Annotated in this window: 15 protein-coding genes and 1 pseudogene; 7 read left to right on the forward strand and 9 right to left on the reverse strand. The window is 72.9% G+C overall.

Translation table 11 applies throughout. The features are described from left to right. Window positions 1-38 precede the first annotated feature (38 nt). Entirely contained in the window at window positions 39-254 is a 216-nt protein-coding gene (locus tag LJ221_RS18565; protein WP_241717861.1) for a DUF5326 family protein, read from the reverse strand. Window positions 255-436: 182 nt separating this feature from the next. After that, window positions 437-754 carry a cupin domain-containing protein gene (locus LJ221_RS18570; RefSeq protein ID WP_241717862.1) on the reverse strand — a complete coding sequence of 106 codons (318 nt, stop codon included), beginning with the start codon at window positions 752-754 and terminating at the stop codon, window positions 437-439. 57 nt (window positions 755-811) lie between these two features. Here LJ221_RS18570 and LJ221_RS18575 point away from each other — a divergent pair, with 57 nt between their 5' ends. Genes LJ221_RS18575 through LJ221_RS18585 form a run of 3 tightly spaced genes read left to right on the forward strand, consistent with a single transcriptional unit; the run spans window position 812 to window position 2,886 of the window. Continuing rightward, window positions 812-1,189, forward strand: coding sequence for a phage holin family protein (locus LJ221_RS18575; protein ID WP_241717863.1), 378 nt, complete (start codon window positions 812-814; stop codon window positions 1,187-1,189). A gap of 31 nt (window positions 1,190-1,220) precedes the next feature. Continuing rightward, window positions 1,221-1,715, forward strand: coding sequence for a fructosamine kinase family protein (locus LJ221_RS18580; protein WP_308314815.1), 495 nt, complete (start codon window positions 1,221-1,223; stop codon window positions 1,713-1,715). Next, the gene (locus LJ221_RS18585) at window positions 1,705-2,886 is read left to right on the forward strand and encodes a cystathionine gamma-lyase (protein ID WP_241717864.1); all 1,182 of its coding nucleotides are present in this window, start codon (window positions 1,705-1,707) and stop codon (window positions 2,884-2,886) included. The genes LJ221_RS18580 and LJ221_RS18585 overlap by 11 nt, the downstream gene beginning before the upstream one ends. Window positions 2,887-3,231: 345 nt before the next feature. On the opposite strand, the pseudogene LJ221_RS18590 reads toward LJ221_RS18585, so the two are convergent. Beyond that, window positions 3,232-4,371, reverse strand: a pseudogene (locus tag LJ221_RS18590) (BTAD domain-containing putative transcriptional regulator); the annotation flags it as partial. A 111-nt stretch (window positions 4,372-4,482) separates the two neighbouring features. Here LJ221_RS18590 and LJ221_RS18595 point away from each other — a divergent pair. Continuing rightward, window positions 4,483-5,361 (forward strand): alpha/beta fold hydrolase, encoded by an 879-nt coding sequence (locus tag LJ221_RS18595; RefSeq protein WP_241717865.1) that lies wholly within the window; start codon window positions 4,483-4,485, stop codon window positions 5,359-5,361. Between the two features lie 216 nt (window positions 5,362-5,577). Next, window positions 5,578-6,120 (forward strand): NUDIX domain-containing protein, encoded by a 543-nt coding sequence (locus tag LJ221_RS18600; protein WP_241717866.1) that lies wholly within the window; start codon window positions 5,578-5,580, stop codon window positions 6,118-6,120. Between the two features lie 85 nt (window positions 6,121-6,205). Here LJ221_RS18600 and LJ221_RS18605 read toward each other — a convergent pair whose 3' ends face one another. After that, a complete protein-coding gene (locus LJ221_RS18605; protein WP_374228500.1) occupies window positions 6,206-7,636 on the reverse strand; it encodes a serine hydrolase domain-containing protein in 1,431 nt (476 codons plus the stop codon). Window positions 7,637-7,769: 133 nt separating this feature from the next. On the opposite strand from LJ221_RS18605, the gene LJ221_RS18610 reads away from it, so the two are divergent. Next, the gene (locus tag LJ221_RS18610) at window positions 7,770-8,207 is read left to right on the forward strand and encodes a VOC family protein (protein WP_241717867.1); all 438 of its coding nucleotides are present in this window, start codon (window positions 7,770-7,772) and stop codon (window positions 8,205-8,207) included. Here the strand turns inward: LJ221_RS18610 and LJ221_RS18615 are convergent. The 3 genes from LJ221_RS18615 to dnaB form a co-directional block, all read right to left on the reverse strand. After that, window positions 8,177-8,842: a helix-turn-helix domain-containing protein gene (locus LJ221_RS18615; RefSeq protein WP_241717868.1), complete on the reverse strand. Its 666-nt coding sequence runs from the start codon at window positions 8,840-8,842 to the stop codon at window positions 8,177-8,179. The two genes, LJ221_RS18610 and LJ221_RS18615, sit on opposite strands and share 31 nt — an antisense overlap. Before the next feature lie 77 nt (window positions 8,843-8,919). Next, window positions 8,920-9,336, reverse strand: coding sequence for a hypothetical protein (locus LJ221_RS18620; protein WP_241717869.1), 417 nt, complete (start codon window positions 9,334-9,336; stop codon window positions 8,920-8,922). 45 nt (window positions 9,337-9,381) lie between these two features. Then, window positions 9,382-12,105 (reverse strand): replicative DNA helicase, encoded by a 2,724-nt coding sequence (dnaB, locus tag LJ221_RS18625; protein ID WP_241717870.1) that lies wholly within the window; start codon window positions 12,103-12,105, stop codon window positions 9,382-9,384. Between the two features lie 474 nt (window positions 12,106-12,579). Between dnaB and LJ221_RS18630 the strand changes: the two genes are divergently transcribed. After that, window positions 12,580-13,926: an MATE family efflux transporter gene (locus tag LJ221_RS18630; protein ID WP_241717871.1), complete on the forward strand. Its 1,347-nt coding sequence runs from the start codon at window positions 12,580-12,582 to the stop codon at window positions 13,924-13,926. 88 nt (window positions 13,927-14,014) lie between these two features. Here LJ221_RS18630 and rplI read toward each other — a convergent pair whose 3' ends face one another. Continuing rightward, a complete protein-coding gene (gene rplI / locus LJ221_RS18635; protein WP_241717872.1) occupies window positions 14,015-14,461 on the reverse strand; it encodes a 50S ribosomal protein L9 in 447 nt (148 codons plus the stop codon). 18 nt (window positions 14,462-14,479) lie between these two features. Then, window positions 14,480-14,716: a 30S ribosomal protein S18 gene (gene rpsR, locus LJ221_RS18640; protein WP_027765513.1), complete on the reverse strand. Its 237-nt coding sequence runs from the start codon at window positions 14,714-14,716 to the stop codon at window positions 14,480-14,482. Window positions 14,717-14,931: the final 215 nt, after the last annotated feature.

The following is a 14,931-nucleotide window of genomic DNA, read 5'->3' on the forward strand; positions in this document are numbered from 1 at the left end:
GCGCGGCGCTGAGCCGCGCCCGTGCCGCCCCGGAGGCGTCAGTCTCCCGAGGAGGAGCCGGAGGAGGTGAACTTCCGCACCAGGTAGACCAGCGCTCCGGCCAGTGCCACGAACAGCAGGACCTTGAAGAGCAGCTTCACGACGAAGCCGACGACGGCGAAGATCAGGCCGCCGAAGACGAAGAGCGCGATGAGCGGGATCGCGACCCACTTCACCCACCACGGCAGCGCCGCGAAGGTCTCCTTGAGATCCATGACCGTGTACCCGCTTCCTGAAGTCTCCGGCCGCCGGGCGGGCCCGGTGGCTGGTGCGTTCGGTGCTTCCGCCTCCGATGCTAGGCGGATGGGCTCCTCGCCGGGACGCCGCGGCCCCGGGCACTTCCCTGACCGGACCCCTAAGGCGGCCGGTTCCCGGGAGGGCAGCCCCTGGGAGGGGATCAGCCCTCGGGAGGGGAGAAGACCACCAGGACCCGCAGGTCCTCGGTGATGTGGTGGAACCTGTGCGGCACGCCGGCCGGCACGTAGACCACACTGCCGCGCGCGACCGGGGTCGTCTCCTCCCCGACGGTGACCAGCGCCCGGCCGCTGGCGACGAAGTAGACCTCGTCCTGCCGGTGCGGCTGCTGCGGGTCGAGCGCGCCCCGGTCCAGGGCGTACAGGCCGACGGACATGTTCCTCTCGCGCAGGAACTGCAGGTACGCGCCGTCGTTGGCGACCCGCTCCGCCTCCAGTTCCTCCAGTCGGAACGCCTTCATGACTCCTCGACCCCTCACCGGTAGGCGACCGTCCCCGTTTCTGGAACGATCTCGGACATGATGAACTTCCTTGTCAGAACGATCGCCAACGCGGTGGCCCTGGCCGTCGCCGTCTGGCTGCTGGACGACATCACGCTCACGGGTGACGACACCGCGGGCAAGACCTTCACGCTGGTCCTCGTCGCGCTGATCTTCGGCGTCGTCAACGCCGTGGTCAAGCCGGTCACGAAACTGCTGTCCCTGCCACTGCTGATCCTCACGCTCGGCCTGTTCACCCTGGTGATCAACGCGCTGATGCTGATGCTCACCTCCTGGCTTGCCGAACAGTTCGACCTGGCCTTCCGCGTGGAGGGCTTCTGGACGGCTGTGCTCGGCGCCCTGGTGATCTCCGTCGTGTCGTGGGCGGTGAGCATGGTGCTGCCCGACGGCGACTGACCGCGGCGCGGGCCGGCAGGCCCGCGGGAGGCTGACGCGGGCGCGGGCGGCGGCGGAATCGGGCCGGGGGACGCCCGGGACGTGGAGCGGCTGTGCGAGGCGCCGGCCTCGGACGGACCGGCGGGCGGCGGACTGGCGGGCTCCCCGCCAGCCCGCCGTCGTCCACGGCGATCTGTGGTCGGGCAACGTCCTGTGGTCCGCCGACGGCCGCGCCCGTCTGATCGACCCGGCCACGCAGGGCGGCCACCCCGAGACGGACCTGGCGGTGCTGGAGCTGTTCGGCTGCCCGCACCTGGAGCGGCTGCTGGCGGCGTACGAGAGGGTCCGCCCCCTGCCCGGCCGGAGCGGGCGCGTGCCGCTGCACCAGCTCCAGCACCTGCTGGTGCACGCCGTCCTCTTCGGCTCCGGCTACGGGGCCCACTGCGGTGCGGCGGCCCGGGCGGCGCTCGGCCGATCGGCGCACGTACGCTCGAAGGCGCCGAACGGGCTGGGGGGAGATCGACGAGGAGTGGAACATGACGCGTGAGCGGGACGAGCGGAACGGGCCGCACGAGCAGGGCGGACCGGTCCTGCGGGGCGACGGGACGCGGGTGGTGCGGGCCGGGCTGCCGGACGAGGAGCCGTACGCGCCGCCGCTGCCGGGGCCGGTGCTGGCCGCGCACTTCCACCTGCCCGGCGATCCGGCCGACGCCCCCTACACCTACGGCCGCGACGGCAACCCCACCTGGACGGGCCTGGAGGACGCCATCGGCGAGCTGGAGGCCCCCGGCGACGAGGCGGCGCACACGACCGTCTTCGCCTCCGGCATGGCCGCGATCTCCGCGGTGCTGCTGTCCCGGACGCGGCCCGGCGACGTGGTGGTGCTGCCCTCGGACGGCTACAACCTGCTCGTCCCCGTGCGCGAGCGGCTGGAGGGCTGGGGGGTGGAGGTGCGTACCGCGCCCACCGGCGGCGACGCGCAGCTGGGCGCCCTGGACGGGGCGGCGCTGCTGTGGATCGAGTCCCCCTCCAACCCCGGCCTGGACGTGTGCGACATCCGCCGCCTGGCCGACGCCGCCCACGAGCGCGGCGCGCTGGTCGCCGTGGACAACACCCTGGCCACCCCGCTGGGCCAGCGCCCGCTGGAGCTGGGTGCCGACTACTCGGTGGCCAGCGGCACCAAGGCGCTGACCGGCCACGGCGACGTGCTGCTGGGCTATGTGACGTGCCGGGATCCGCAGCTGGCGGCGTCGGTGCGGCTGTGGCGCAAGACGGTCGGGGCGATCCCCGGGCCGGTGGAGGCGTGGCTGGCGCACCGCTCCCTGGCCACGCTGGAGCTGCGCACCGAGCGGCAGGCCGCGAACGCGCTGGCCGTCGCCGAGGCGCTGCGCGAGCGGCCGGAGGTGCGCGGTGTGCGGCACCCGGGGCTGGCGGACGACCCGGCGCACCCGGTGGCGGCGCGGCAGATGCGGCGCTTCGGCTGCGTGGTCTCCTTCACGCTGCCGGACAAGGGGTTCGCCGAGCGGTTCCTGGCCGCGCTGCGGCTGGTGGACGACGCGACGAGCTTCGGCGGGGTGCGCTCCACCGCCGAGCGGCGCGGCCGGTGGGGCGGGGACGCGGTGCCGGAGGGCTTCGTGCGGATGTCGGTGGGTGTGGAGGACGCGGCCGATCTGGTCGCCGACATCCGGGCGGCACTGGACGAAGCCGGGCGCGGCTGACGTACGGGCCGGTGAGGAGGCACACGGCAGAAAGGCGCGCGGTGGGAGCGCGGGGCGGCTCGAAGCTCCCCCCTCATGCCTCGAGCCGCCCCGTGCGACGCGCGTAAACAGCGCATGGTCAAGGTTAGTTGACCGAGCGTTGTTGTCCAGTCGTCATATCCGGATGTGAGTGGTTGAGGTACGGGTGATCCCGGTGAGATTGATCTTGCTGTGATTCCCCGTTTCCGCCGGGGCCGTGGGGTGAGCGCGGACGGGCCCGGGGTTCGCGGACCGCCGCCGCCCACCCCGCTCCGGCGCACTCCTCCGCCTCTGCCAGGTACCGCGCCACCGGACCCAGGGTCAGCGTTCCGCCGGCGGCGCCGCCCGCCGCGCGTGCTTCAGCTCGGCCCCGGACAGATCGGCGCCGCGGCTCTCGACGGCGACCGTGGCCAGGAGGCGGGCGCGCAGGTCGGCGGGGCCGTCCGGGCCGAGTCCGGTGAGCGTGCGCTCGGCAGCCGCGATGACGGCGCGGGACTGCTCGGGATCGTCGGCACGGCTCCAGATGGCGGGCACGTCGTAGGCGCCGATGGTCCGGGCGGTCAGGGAGAGGTCTCCCGTGCGTTCCGCCGCGCGGATCGCGGCGAGGCGGTCGCGCCGGGAGTGGACGAGGGCGTCGCCGCCCGCCAGCGCGAGGGTGCGGGCCAGATTCACGGTGGTGCGCGGGCCGAGCCGGACACCGTGGCCGGTCCACGCGACAGGTGCTCCCGGGGACGCTGCCCCGTTGAGGATGTCCTTCTCCAGGCGCTGAAGGCCGGTGCCGGGGTCGAGTCCGAGCCGGTGGACGAGCATCGCGCGGGCGCGGCGGAGGACGGCCAGTGCGTCGGCCCGGCGGTCCGCGCGGTACAGCGCGCGGGCGAGCAGCTCCCAGGCCGGCTCGCGCCATGGGTGTTCGGCGACATGGGTGCCCAGTCCGGCGACCAGGTCGGCCCCTTCCCCGGAGTCGAGGAGGATGCGGGCGCGCAGTTCCGCCCCCTCCAGCCTCAGTTCCTCCAGCCGGGTCCGCTCGCGCCGCGCCCACGCGGAGCCGGTCACATCGGCGTAGGCGGGTCCGCGCCAGGCCGCGAGTGCCCTGCCGAGGTCGGTCACCGCGCCGGGGTCGCGGCGGGCTCGGGCCAGGGTGTCCTCGAACCGATGGACGTCCACGTCCTCGCGCGGCAAGCGCAGCGCGTAGCCGGGACCTTCGGTGACGATCACAGACGGCGGATCGCGAGGCGGCCGGTCGGGTTCGAGGGCGCGGCGCAGCGCGGCGACGAACGTACGCAGGGCGCCCACGGCGCGGGCCGGCGGATCGGTCCACAGGTCATCGACGAGGGTGTCGGTGGTGACCATCCGCGCCTCGGCGGCGACCAGCCGGGCGAGTACCTCACGGTGGCGGGGCCCGCCCAGGTCGACCGGGCCACCGTCGTCACGGAGGGCCCGCACCGCACCCAGTACGTCGATTCGCATACCCCCATCCTCCGTGCCGGGGCCCGCCGCGCCCAACCGTGCTGATCGGCCGCTGATCGCCGTCGCCCAGGCTGGCCCGGTCGAGTCCCCGACCCGAAAGGGTGATCCCCCATGACGCTCACCGTTCCCGGCTTCGACCACGTCCGCCTGCCCGGTGCGGGCGGTGTGGAACTGGCCGCGTCCGTCGGCGGCAGTGGCAGCCCGGTCGTGCTGTTGCACGGTTTTCCCCAGACCCGCCTGATGTGGCGACATGTCGCCGAGCGGCTCGGCGACGAGCACATGGTGATCTGTCCCGACCTGCGGGGTTACGGCGCCAGCGACAAACCGGCGGCCACCGGCCCCGATGTGTACGCCAAGCGCACCATGGCCGCCGATGTCGTGAACCTGGTGGAGGCGCTCGGCCACGAGCGTTTCGCCCTCGTCGGCCACGACCGAGGCGCCCTGGTCGCCTTCCGGGCGGGGTTGGACCATCCCGAGACCATCACGCACCTGGGCATCCTCGACATCGTGCCGACGCTCGACATGTGGAACGTCCTGCACGGCGTCTCGGCGGCGGTCGGCTACCACCTCTTCCTGATGGCGCAGCCACCGGGCCTGCCGGAGGCGATGATCGCGGGCAGTGCGGACGCGTTCTTCGGTTCGTTCCTCGACGCCTGGGCCGACGACCCGAACGCCATGCCCGAGGACGTGCGTGCCGAATACCTGCGCGCGAGCGCCGCGGCGGTGCCCTCGATCGTCGCGGACTACCGGGCATCGGCGGACATCGACGTCATGCACGACCAGGCCGACCTGGACGCCGGGTCGCAACTGGCCATGCCCGTGCTGGTCGTCCAGCAGGACTGGGGCACACAGCTGGGCTACGACGCCGCCGGGGTGTGGAAGGCGTGGGCGCCGGACCTGGACCACCGGCTGACCCACGCCGGGCACTTCATGGCCGAGGAGGCACCCGGCGAGATCACGGCGGCGGTCCAGGACCTGCTGGCCCGCTGAGCTTCCTGCTCCCGGCTCGTCGGCCGGACCACACCGGCCGACGAGCGCCGTGTTTGCGGCGACCGGTGTTCTTCCCCCGCCCGGGTACCCGGGCGGTGCCGCTTCGGCCGACCCGCCGTCCCCGGGCGGCGGGGCCGGGGCGGTCACCGCCGCCTCCGCCACCGCCGACCGGTCCCGGAAGGTTTCACCGGCCCCGGAGCGGGCCAGACCTTCCCCATGACCGCCGACGCGCGCCCCGTGGTCAAACGCACCGCCCGGGCCATCCTGCTCGATGACGACGAGATGATCCTGATCAAGCGGACCAAGCCCGGCCGTGAGCCGTACTGGATCACTCCGGGCGGCGGCGTCGAGACCGCGGACGCCACCGTCGTCGACGCCCTCCACCGCGAACTGGACGAGGAGCTGGGTGCGAAGGTGACCGACGTGGTCCCCGCCTTCGTCGACACCGTCTCCCACGACCCGGCCGAGGATGCGGGGAGCGGCGCGGCGGTCGTCGCACCGCAGGCCGCGGGGGCGCCGGACGCCGCGGGGGACGCGGTGAAGGTGCAGTTCTTCTTCGTCTGCCGACTGACCTCGATGGACCTGTCGCGCCGGCACGGCCCGGAGGTCGAGGAGCCGCGCGGCGAGTACGAGGTCGTCCGCGTCCCCTTCACCCGCGCGGGCGTCGCCTCGGTGGAGGTGGTGCCCCCCTCGCTGCGCGCCTACCTGGACGCCAACATCGAGGGCGTGCGCACCCTGCTGAGCCCGGATCTGGCCTGACGCCCACAGGCCTCCGGTTCGCCTCCTGCTCGGCGGCGCCGGGCTGACGCGTCGGTGCCCAGGCGCCCGCGCCGGGGCGCGGAATTCACTCCGCACGCCATCCCCGCGAGTCAACACCACCCGGGACGGGCGCGTCCGGGTCGTACGGAGTGCGGGTGAGGACGAACGTGCCCAGATCCAGGTGGGTCACCGCCCCCTCCGCCCCGCGTACCGCCCGCAGCGTCTCGCCCGCGTAGTAGCCGTCCAGCCCCGTCCAGGTGCCGTCCGACTCCGGCCTGAAGCGCGAGGCCCGCCCGGCGCCGCCGACCGGGACAAGCTCCAGCGCCCGCCCCTCGCACACCCGCAGCGCGAACACCGACGGGCCCCAGTACCACGGCCCCGTCAGCGCCAGCAGCTCCGGAGCGGTCCGCGAGCGCGGACGCCATGGTCCGGGGAAGGAGGGCTCGCGGTCGGCGACGATCCCCAGCAGATCGGCAGCCAGACCACCCACCGACAGCCCCGAGGTCGCGTTGACCAGCGCCACGCTCGCCAGCCGCTCACCGGGAGCGGTCCACACGGCCGCGAGGAAGCCCGGCATGGAACCGGTGTGCCCGGCCAGCAACCGCCCACCGGAACGCACCAGCTGCATCCCCAGCCCGTACGCCTGGTCCCAGGACTCCGCCTCCGGCGCCACCGCCGGTACCCGCATCCGCGCCAGGCTCTCCGCACCGAGCACCCGGTCGTCGCCCGCCGCCAGGAACGCCGCGAAGCGGCACAGGTCCCCGGCCGTGGACCACAGCTGCCCGGCCGGCGCCATCAGCCCGGTGTCCGTGAGCGGCTCGGGCAGCACCGCGTCCGCCCACGGGTGCACGGCCCACCCCCGGGCGTACGGCTCGCGCGGCAGCGGCGTCGTACGGTCCATGCCCAGCGGGTCGAGCACCTCCCCGCGCAGCACCTCGTACCAGGACGCGCCGCGCAGCCGCTCCACCAGGGAGCCCAGCAGGGCGTAGCCGAGGTTGGAGTAGTGGTGCCGCCGGCCGGCCGGATGCCGCACTGGCCGCTCGCCGAACAGGTCGGCCACCCCGGGGCGCAGCTCACCGGGCGTCCGCTCCCACCAGGGACCGCGCGGCTCGGCGGCCAGTCCGGCCGAGTGGGACAACAACTGGGCGACCGTCGCCCGGGCCGCTTCCTCCCCGGCCCCGGCGGGCACCTCCAGATGCCCGCCGAGCGGGTCGGACAGGTCCAGCAGCCCCTCGTCGCACAGCCGCATCACCAGCACGGCGACGAACGTCTTGGTGATCGAGCCGATCCGGTACCGGGTGTCCGCGGTCGGCTCGGCCTCCGTCTCCCCCGCCGCGCCGGGCAGACCGACCGCACCGCCGCGCACCCCCGTCCACACCGTCCGCCCGTCCCGCACCACGGCCCCCACCGCCGACGGCACCCGCCCCTCGGCCTGCGCGACGGCCAGCCTGTGGAGGAGCGCGCGACGGGTCTCGGGAAGCAGCTCGCCGTCCATGTCCGCACTTGAATCGATCATCCGCCCACTCTCCCCGGCCGCGTCGGCCGGGGCCAGCGTTTTCCACCGCGCCGCTCCCTTGGCGGTACGGTCGCCGCCGGGCACGTCCGATTCCTTCAAGACCTCCGGCCCGGCGTCGCCCCACCATGGTCGTATGGCACCCCGTATCGATCTCGTCGGCCTGGTCACCTCCGACATGGCCGCCTCGCTCGCGTTCTACCGACGGCTCGGCCTCGACGTCCCCGCCGGCGCCGAAGAACAGCCCCATGTGGAGGTCCCGCTGCCCGGCGGCCTGCGCGTCGCCTGGGACACCGTCGAGACCGTCCGCTCCTTCGATCCCTCCTGGACCCCGCCCAGCGGCGGCGGACGCGTCGAACTCGCCTTCGCCTGCGACGACCCCGCCGACGTCGACCGGCAGTACGCCGAACTGACGCGGGCCGGCCACACCGGACACAAGGAGCCCTGGGACGCCTTCTGGGGGCAGCGGTACGCCATCGTCCTCGATCCCGACGGCAACGCGGTCTCCCTCTTCGCCCCGCTGCCGGACGGCGCACCCGGCGATCACTCCTCCGACAGCAGCACCGAGAGCTGAACCCCGGCCAGCGCCCCGACCTCGCGCGACAGATGCGCCTGGTCCGCGTAACCGGCACCGGCCGCGGCCGACGCCGGCGGCACGCCGCCGCGGACCAGGCGCAGAGCCCGCCGGAACCGCAGCACCCGGGCCAGGGTCTTGGGCCCGTAGCCGAAGGCCGCCAGCGAGCGGCGGTGGAGCTGCCGCTCGCTCAGCCCCACCCCGCGCGCCACCTCGGCGACGCTCGCGCCGTCCCGCAGACCGGCGGCCACCGCCGCTGTCAGCGGATCGTCCGGCACCCGGCGCAGCCGTACCGCCGCCACCTCCTCCAGCACCGTCCCCCCGCCCGGGACCCCGTCACGCGCCCCGGCCATCCGCTCGGCCAGCTCCCGCGCCTCACGCGCGGGCCAGACCGCCTCCAGGGGCACCCGCGCGTCACGCAGTTCGTGCGCCGGCACGCCCAGGACGCGCGGCCCGGTGCCGGGCGGGAACCGCAGCCCCACACAGCCGGTCCCCGGCAGGTCTTCGGTCAGCTGGGCCCTGGTGTCCGGCCCGGCCACCAGCAGCCCGCCGGCCGTCCGGATCAGATCCATGCACCCGTCCGGCAGAATCCGCGCCCGGCTCGGGCGCGGAAGGGCCTCCCGGCGCCACACCACCGCGACGCCCGCTCCTCGTACACCTCACCGGCCTCCCGACCGTCCGCCTCCCGCCACTCCTTCACCCGGCGGGCGCCTCACGGACCCGGCACCGGCGGCAGCGGGCCGAGGCGCCCCTCGACGCGCCCCCTCAGCACCAGGTACTCCTCCCAGCGGTGGCGCGTCCGCCCCTGGGGCCGCTCCACCGGCCGCCCCCCGGTGACCGCCTCGCCCCTGATGAACTGCTCACGCGTCAGATCGAGTTCGACCCCGTTCGGCAGCCGGTTCCACCAGTGGTAGCCCTCCTGCTCACCACCGCGGAACACCTCGCCGACCACCAGCTCACCACCCAGCAGATCGTTGACGACCAGGGAGGTGATGTCGCAGTGCCCCCAGGCGGGGTTGTCCGGGCTCCACTCGGTACGCGTGATGTCCGAGGGATGGCAGGTGTCGGCGGACCAGCTCGCGCGCAGGGCGCGGTCGATGTCCAGCAGCGTCCACGGGGTCGAGGTCATGCCGGCGAGCATGGCAGGGCCCACTGACAACGCCGCCGCCACCGGTCACGTCTGGGCCATGTCCACGAAGCGCGAGTAGTGTCCCTGGAAGGCCACCGTGATAGTCGCCGTCGGGCCGTTGCGGTGCTTGGCCACGATCAGGTCCGCCTCGCCCGCCCGGGGCGACTCCTTCTCGTAGGCGTCCTCGCGGTGGAGCAGGATGACCATGTCGGCATCTTGTTCGATGGAGCCCGATTCACGCAGGTCCGAGACCATCGGCTTCTTGTCGGTGCGCTGCTCGGGGCCGCGGTTGAGCTGGGAGAGCGCGATCACCGGCACCTCCAGCTCCTTGGCCAGCAGCTTGAGGTTCCGGGACATCTCCGAGACCTCCTGCTGACGGCTCTCGGGACGGCGCGAGCCGCCCGACTGCATCAGCTGGAGGTAGTCGATGACGACCAGCCGCAGGTCGTTGCGCTGCTTGAGGCGGCGGCACTTGGCGCGGATCTCCATCATCGTCAGGTTCGGCGAGTCGTCGATGTACAGCGGCGCGCCCGTGACATCGGGCATCTGGCGCGCCAGCCGGTTCCAGTCCTCGTCCGTCATGCTGCCCGACCGCATGTGGTGCAGCGCCACCCGCGCCTCGGCGGACAGCAGCCGCATCGCGATCTCGTTGCGGCCCATCTCCAGCGAGAAGATCACGCTGGGCAGGTTGTTCCTGATCGAGCAGGCCCGGGCGAAATCCAGTGCCAGGGTGCTGTTGTGCGTCGGGACCATGGACGGGCCGCACAGGTACAGGTGGGCCGGGTTGTCGACCTGGACGCACCGCACCGGAACGGATTCGGTCTCCTCCACACTCGTGATGAACCGCTGCCCCGGCTTCGGCGCGGACGGGCGGAGGCGGTCCCGGTGTGCCCGCTGCTTGCGGCCCAGCCGGAACACCTCGTCGTCGGTGGTGAAGGTGACCGTGTAGCGGGTCGAGGACTCCTCCGACCCGCCCTTGACGCGTTCGGTCGCCATCTCGCACCGGTACCCGAGGCTCATGACCAGTTCCCGGAACCCTTCGGCGAGAGCGTGGTTGGTGACGGCGAACCGCACGGAGCCGGTGCGGGAGACGGTGCCGTCGGTGTCGAGAAGCCCCGCCAGCAGTGCTCTCCGCTGGGTGAGGGATCCTCGCAGGTACTCGGTGGGAATGTGCTTGTTCCCCAGCACGCCCAGTTCCCGGAGAAGGACGAGGAAGCTGCCGTGCCGCCTGGTGCACGGGGCGCACCGGGGCTCGGTGAAGGGAGAGAAACACATGGTCCCGCAGTCGACGCAGGTGGCGTGTGGAACCGGGGCGGAAGCGGCACGCGCCCGGCCACCGCAGGATCGGCCGCAGCTACGGACATGCGCCGGCCTGGGGACGAACTCCGTGCCGCACACGACGCAGGACCGCTTGAGGCGTTCTGGTGCGTCCACCGTCAGAGACAGAGCGTAGGTGACTTCCGTGTTGCCGACCGGGCGGGTGGTGATGCCGTCCTTCTGGATGTACTCCAGGATCTCAGGGTCCACGGTGGTCAGACGTGCGGCGGTGCTTGAGCCGTCTCCGAGCCAGGCGCCCAGAGTGTAGGGCGGGATCGGGAGCACCCGTTCGGGCAGGTCAAGCGGAGCGGTGTTGCGTACGGAGTGGTTCGTGCGCCGGTCGGCGGTCAGGCACCGTACCGTCTCCGCGATCTCCTTCGTGGTCTTCACCGTCGCGGCTTGGTGGGCGTAGCGCCGGGAGGAGCGGGTGTCGGTGAGCCACTGGTGCTCGGCATCCGCGACAACCGTGGTTCCGTCATCGAAGGTGATCCGGTAGCACGGGCGGCCGTGCATGATGTCGGTCGCGGCGACTACGCGGGTGGGGCGCCCGTCGGCGTCGAGGAGGTCATCCCCTTCGCGGACATCGCCCATCGTGGTCCACCCGTCAGGGGTGGGCAGCGGGGTGTCGAGCGCCAACGCCTTGCCCATCGCCGGCCTGGCCGCGATGACGACCATCTGGCCCGGGTGGAGGCCGTTGGTCAGCGAGTCCAGGTCGGTGAAGCCCGTCGGCACGCCCGACATCTGGCCGCTGCGCGAGCCGATCGCCTCGATCTCGTCGAGCGCGCCCTCCATGATGTCGGCGAGCGGGAGGTAGTCCTCCGAGGTGCGCTGCTCGGTGACGGCGTAGATCTCCGCCTGGGCCGAGTTGACGATCTCGTCCACGTCACCGTCGGCCGCGTACCCCATCTGTGTGATGCGGGTGCCCGCCTCCACCAGGCGGCGCAGGACGGCGCGCTCGTGGACGATCTCCGCGTAGTACTGGGCGTTGGCCGCGGTGGGGACGGCCTGGACCAGGGAGTGCAGATAGCCGGGGCCGCCGACCTTGGCGATCTCGCCGCGTCTGGTCAGCTCGGCGGCGACGGTGATGGGGTCGGCCGGCTCGCCCTTGGCGTAGAGGTCGAGGACGGCCTGGTAGATCGTCTCGTGGGCCGGGCGGTAGAAGTCCTTGCCCTGGAGGGTCTCCACCACGTCCGCGATGGCGTCCTTGGACAGCAGCATGCCGCCGAGGACGGACTTCTCGGCGTCGAGGTCCTGCGGGGGAAGCCGGTCGAAGCCGCCCACCTGGCTCGCGGGCCAGGTGTCGGCACCGCGGTCGTGGCGCTCGCCGTCCGCGGCGGCGTCGCGGACGCGGTGGGAGACGGTGAAGTGGTCGCCGGGTCCCGGCCCTCCCGGCCCCGGGGTCCTGGCGGCGTATCCGGGTGCCGGGCTGTCGACGTGTTCGGACTGCGTCATCCCGCCACCTCCTCCCGTTCCTCGCGACCCGCGCCCTTCTTTCCTATGGCACGGCTCTGACACTGGGTTCACCCGTTCCCCGGTCGCGGTTCCGGTTCCGGCTCCGGTCGGGGCAGGACCGGGGGCCGGGCGAAGCGGAGGGGAACAGCAGGCGGGCGCCGGACAACGGTAGGGCTACGGGGGCCTCCAGCCAATCCAGTTATCCACAGGCCATGTGGATGAACGACCGCATCCTGTGGAGAACTCACCGATTCCTGTGCACGGGGCGGGGGACGGACCTGTGGAGAAGTCGGTCGGTCGAGTTTTACACAGGCTCTGAACTGGTGTTTCTCCATCCACCGGCTGTGCAGGAGAAAAACTTCGCGACTCGCGCCAAGATCGCGACAAACGGCGCAGAGGATCTCACCCCAGGCGAGGAATGGTAACAGTCACACCTCTATTGCAACTATTACTTGTGGATGTTTGGATCGGATCATGACATCCGCTCCCCCACCCGCCGGGCGCACCGCGGCACGCCGTCACGACCGCGAGATCATCGCACTGGCGCTCCCCGCCTTCGGCGCGCTCGTCGCGGAGCCCCTGTTCGTCATGGCCGACAGCGCGATCGTGGGACACCTGGGCACCCCTCAGCTCGCCGGGCTCGGTGTCGCGGCCACCCTGCTGACGACCGGGGTGAACGTCTTCGTCTTCCTCGCCTATGCCACCACCGCCGCCGTCGCGCGCCGCGTCGGGGCCGGCGACCTGCCCGCCGCCATCCGGCAGGGCATGGACGGGATCTGGCTGGCACTGCTGCTCGGCGCGGCGGTGGTGGCCGCCGCACTCCCCACCGCACCCGCGCTCGTCGACCTGTTCGGGACGTCCGCGACCGCGGCACCGCACGCGGTGACGTATCTACGGGTCAGCGCGCTGGGTATTCCGGCCATGCTCGTGGTCCTGGCCGCCACCGGGGTGCTGCGCGGACTGCAGGACACCCGGACCCCGCTGTACGTGGCCGTCGGCGGCTTCTCCGCCAACGTCGTGCTCAACTTCGCCCTGGTGTACGGCGCCGGGCTGGGCATCGCCGGCTCGGCCTGGGGCACGGTGATCGCGCAGTGCGCGATGGCGGCCGTCTATCTGGTGGTGGTGGTCAGGGGCGCCCGGCGGCACGGTGCCTCGCTGCGGCCGGACGCGGCCGGGATCCGGGCAAGTGGCCGGGCCGGGGCACCGCTGCTGGTGCGCACCCTGTCGCTGCGCGCCGTGCTGGTGCTGGCGACCGCCGTCGCGGCGCGGCTGGGGGACGTGGAGGTGGCCGCGCACCAGATCACGCTGACCGTCTGGTCGCTGCTGGCCTTCGCGCTGGACGCCATCGCCATCGCCGGGCAGGCGATCATCGGCCGCTACCTGGGCGCGGGGGACGCGGTGGGGGCGCGGGCCGCGTGCCGGCGGATGGTGCGGTGGGGAATGGCCTCCGGTGTGGTGCTGGGGATGCTGGTGGTCGCGGCGCGCCCGCTGCTGCTGCCGCTGTTCACCCCGGACACCGCCGTACACGACCGGCTGACGCCGGCGCTGCTGGTGGTGGCGGTGACCTCGCCGGTCGCGGGGGTGGTCTTCGTGCTGGACGGGGTGCTGATGGGCGCGGGCGACGGCCCGTATCTGGCGTGGGCGGCGCTGGCGACACTGGTGGTATTCGCCCCGGCGGCGCTGGCGGTCCCAGTGCTGGGCGGAGGGCTGACCGCGCTGTGGTGGGCGGTCGCCGGACTGATGATGGGAATGCGGCTGGTCACCCTGTGGCTGCGGGCCCGCTCGGGCCGCTGGGTCGTCACCGGGGCGGTGCGCGCCTGAGCGGACCGCCGGGCACGGCACGAAGCACGGCGAAGGGCCGCGGCCCCTCAGGGGGACCGCGGCCCTTCGACCGCGTGCCGGGGCGCCGTCAGGCGGCGCCGACCTCGACGCCGATCCTGGCGACAACCTCGGGGTGCAGCCGCACCGAGACCCGGTGCGAGCCCAGGGTCTTGATCGGGGCGTCCAGCTCGATGCGGCGCTTGTCGACGTCCGGCCCGCCCGCGGTCTTCACCGCCGCGGCGACATCGGCCGGGGTGACGGAGCCGAACAGGCGGCCCTGGTCGCCGGCGCGGACCTTCAGGCGCACGGTGACGCCCTCCAGCCTGCCCTTGATCTCGTTGGCCTGCTCGATCGTGGCGATCTCGTGGATCTTGCGGGCGCGGCGGATCTGCTCGACGTCCTTCTCCCCACCCTTGGTCCAGCGGATGGCGAATCCGCGGGGGAGCAGGTAGTTGCGGGCGTACCCGTCCTTCACCTCGACGATGTCGCCGGCGTTGCCGAGACCCGAGACCTCGTTGGTCAGGATGATCTTCATGAGTCGGTCATCCTTCCCTTATCGAGCGGTCGAGGTGTAGGGCAGCAGCGCCATCTCACGGCTGTTCTTCACGGCCGTGGCGACGTCACGCTGGTGCTGGGTGCAGTTGCCGGTGACACGGCGGGCACGGATCTTGCCGCGGTCGGAGATGAACTTCCGCAGCAGGTTCGTGTCCTTGTAGTCGACGTACTTGATCTTTTCCTTGCAGAACACGCAAACCTTCTTCTTCGGCTTGCGAGCAGGCGGCTTCGCCATTGTCTCTCTCCGTTTGGTTCAGGAAGTCTGTGCCTGTGAGCGCAGCCCTCCCGGAACCCCTGGGGGTCTCTAGAAGGGGGGCTCGTCCGAGTAGCCGCCGCCGGAACCGCCGGAGCCACCGCCCCAGCCGCCACCGCCGCCGCCCTGCTGGCCGCCTGCCGGAGCGCCGGTCGCCCACGGGTCGCCCGCGGGTGCGCCGCCGCCCTGCTGGCCGC

This window comes from Streptomyces sp. CNQ085 (assembly GCF_022614595.1).
Lineage (GTDB): Bacteria > Actinomycetota > Actinomycetes > Streptomycetales > Streptomycetaceae > Streptomyces.

What these genes read in the sequence shown, in the direction of transcription:
- LJ221_RS18585 (WP_241717864.1), top strand. Translation starts at nt 1,705, where the DNA reads ATGACGCGTGAGCGGGACGAGCGGAACGGGCCGCACGAGCAGGGCGGA.
- dnaB (WP_241717870.1), bottom strand. Translation starts at nt 12,105, where the DNA reads ATGACGCAGTCCGAACACGTCGACAGCCCGGCACCCGGATACGCCGCC.
- LJ221_RS18565 (WP_241717861.1), bottom strand. Translation starts at nt 254, where the DNA reads ATGGATCTCAAGGAGACCTTCGCGGCGCTGCCGTGGTGGGTGAAGTGG.
- rpsR (WP_027765513.1), bottom strand. Translation starts at nt 14,716, where the DNA reads ATGGCGAAGCCGCCTGCTCGCAAGCCGAAGAAGAAGGTTTGCGTGTTC.
- LJ221_RS18600 (WP_241717866.1), top strand. Translation starts at nt 5,578, where the DNA reads ATGACCGCCGACGCGCGCCCCGTGGTCAAACGCACCGCCCGGGCCATC.
- LJ221_RS18610 (WP_241717867.1), top strand. Translation starts at nt 7,770, where the DNA reads ATGGCACCCCGTATCGATCTCGTCGGCCTGGTCACCTCCGACATGGCC.
- LJ221_RS18605 (WP_374228500.1), bottom strand. Translation starts at nt 7,636, where the DNA reads ATGATCGATTCAAGTGCGGACATGGACGGCGAGCTGCTTCCCGAGACC.
- LJ221_RS18620 (WP_241717869.1), bottom strand. Translation starts at nt 9,336, where the DNA reads ATGACCTCGACCCCGTGGACGCTGCTGGACATCGACCGCGCCCTGCGC.
- rplI (WP_241717872.1), bottom strand. Translation starts at nt 14,461, where the DNA reads ATGAAGATCATCCTGACCAACGAGGTCTCGGGTCTCGGCAACGCCGGC.
- LJ221_RS18630 (WP_241717871.1), top strand. Translation starts at nt 12,580, where the DNA reads ATGACATCCGCTCCCCCACCCGCCGGGCGCACCGCGGCACGCCGTCAC.
- LJ221_RS18570 (WP_241717862.1), bottom strand. Translation starts at nt 754, where the DNA reads ATGAAGGCGTTCCGACTGGAGGAACTGGAGGCGGAGCGGGTCGCCAAC.
- LJ221_RS18595 (WP_241717865.1), top strand. Translation starts at nt 4,483, where the DNA reads ATGACGCTCACCGTTCCCGGCTTCGACCACGTCCGCCTGCCCGGTGCG.
- LJ221_RS18575 (WP_241717863.1), top strand. Translation starts at nt 812, where the DNA reads ATGATGAACTTCCTTGTCAGAACGATCGCCAACGCGGTGGCCCTGGCC.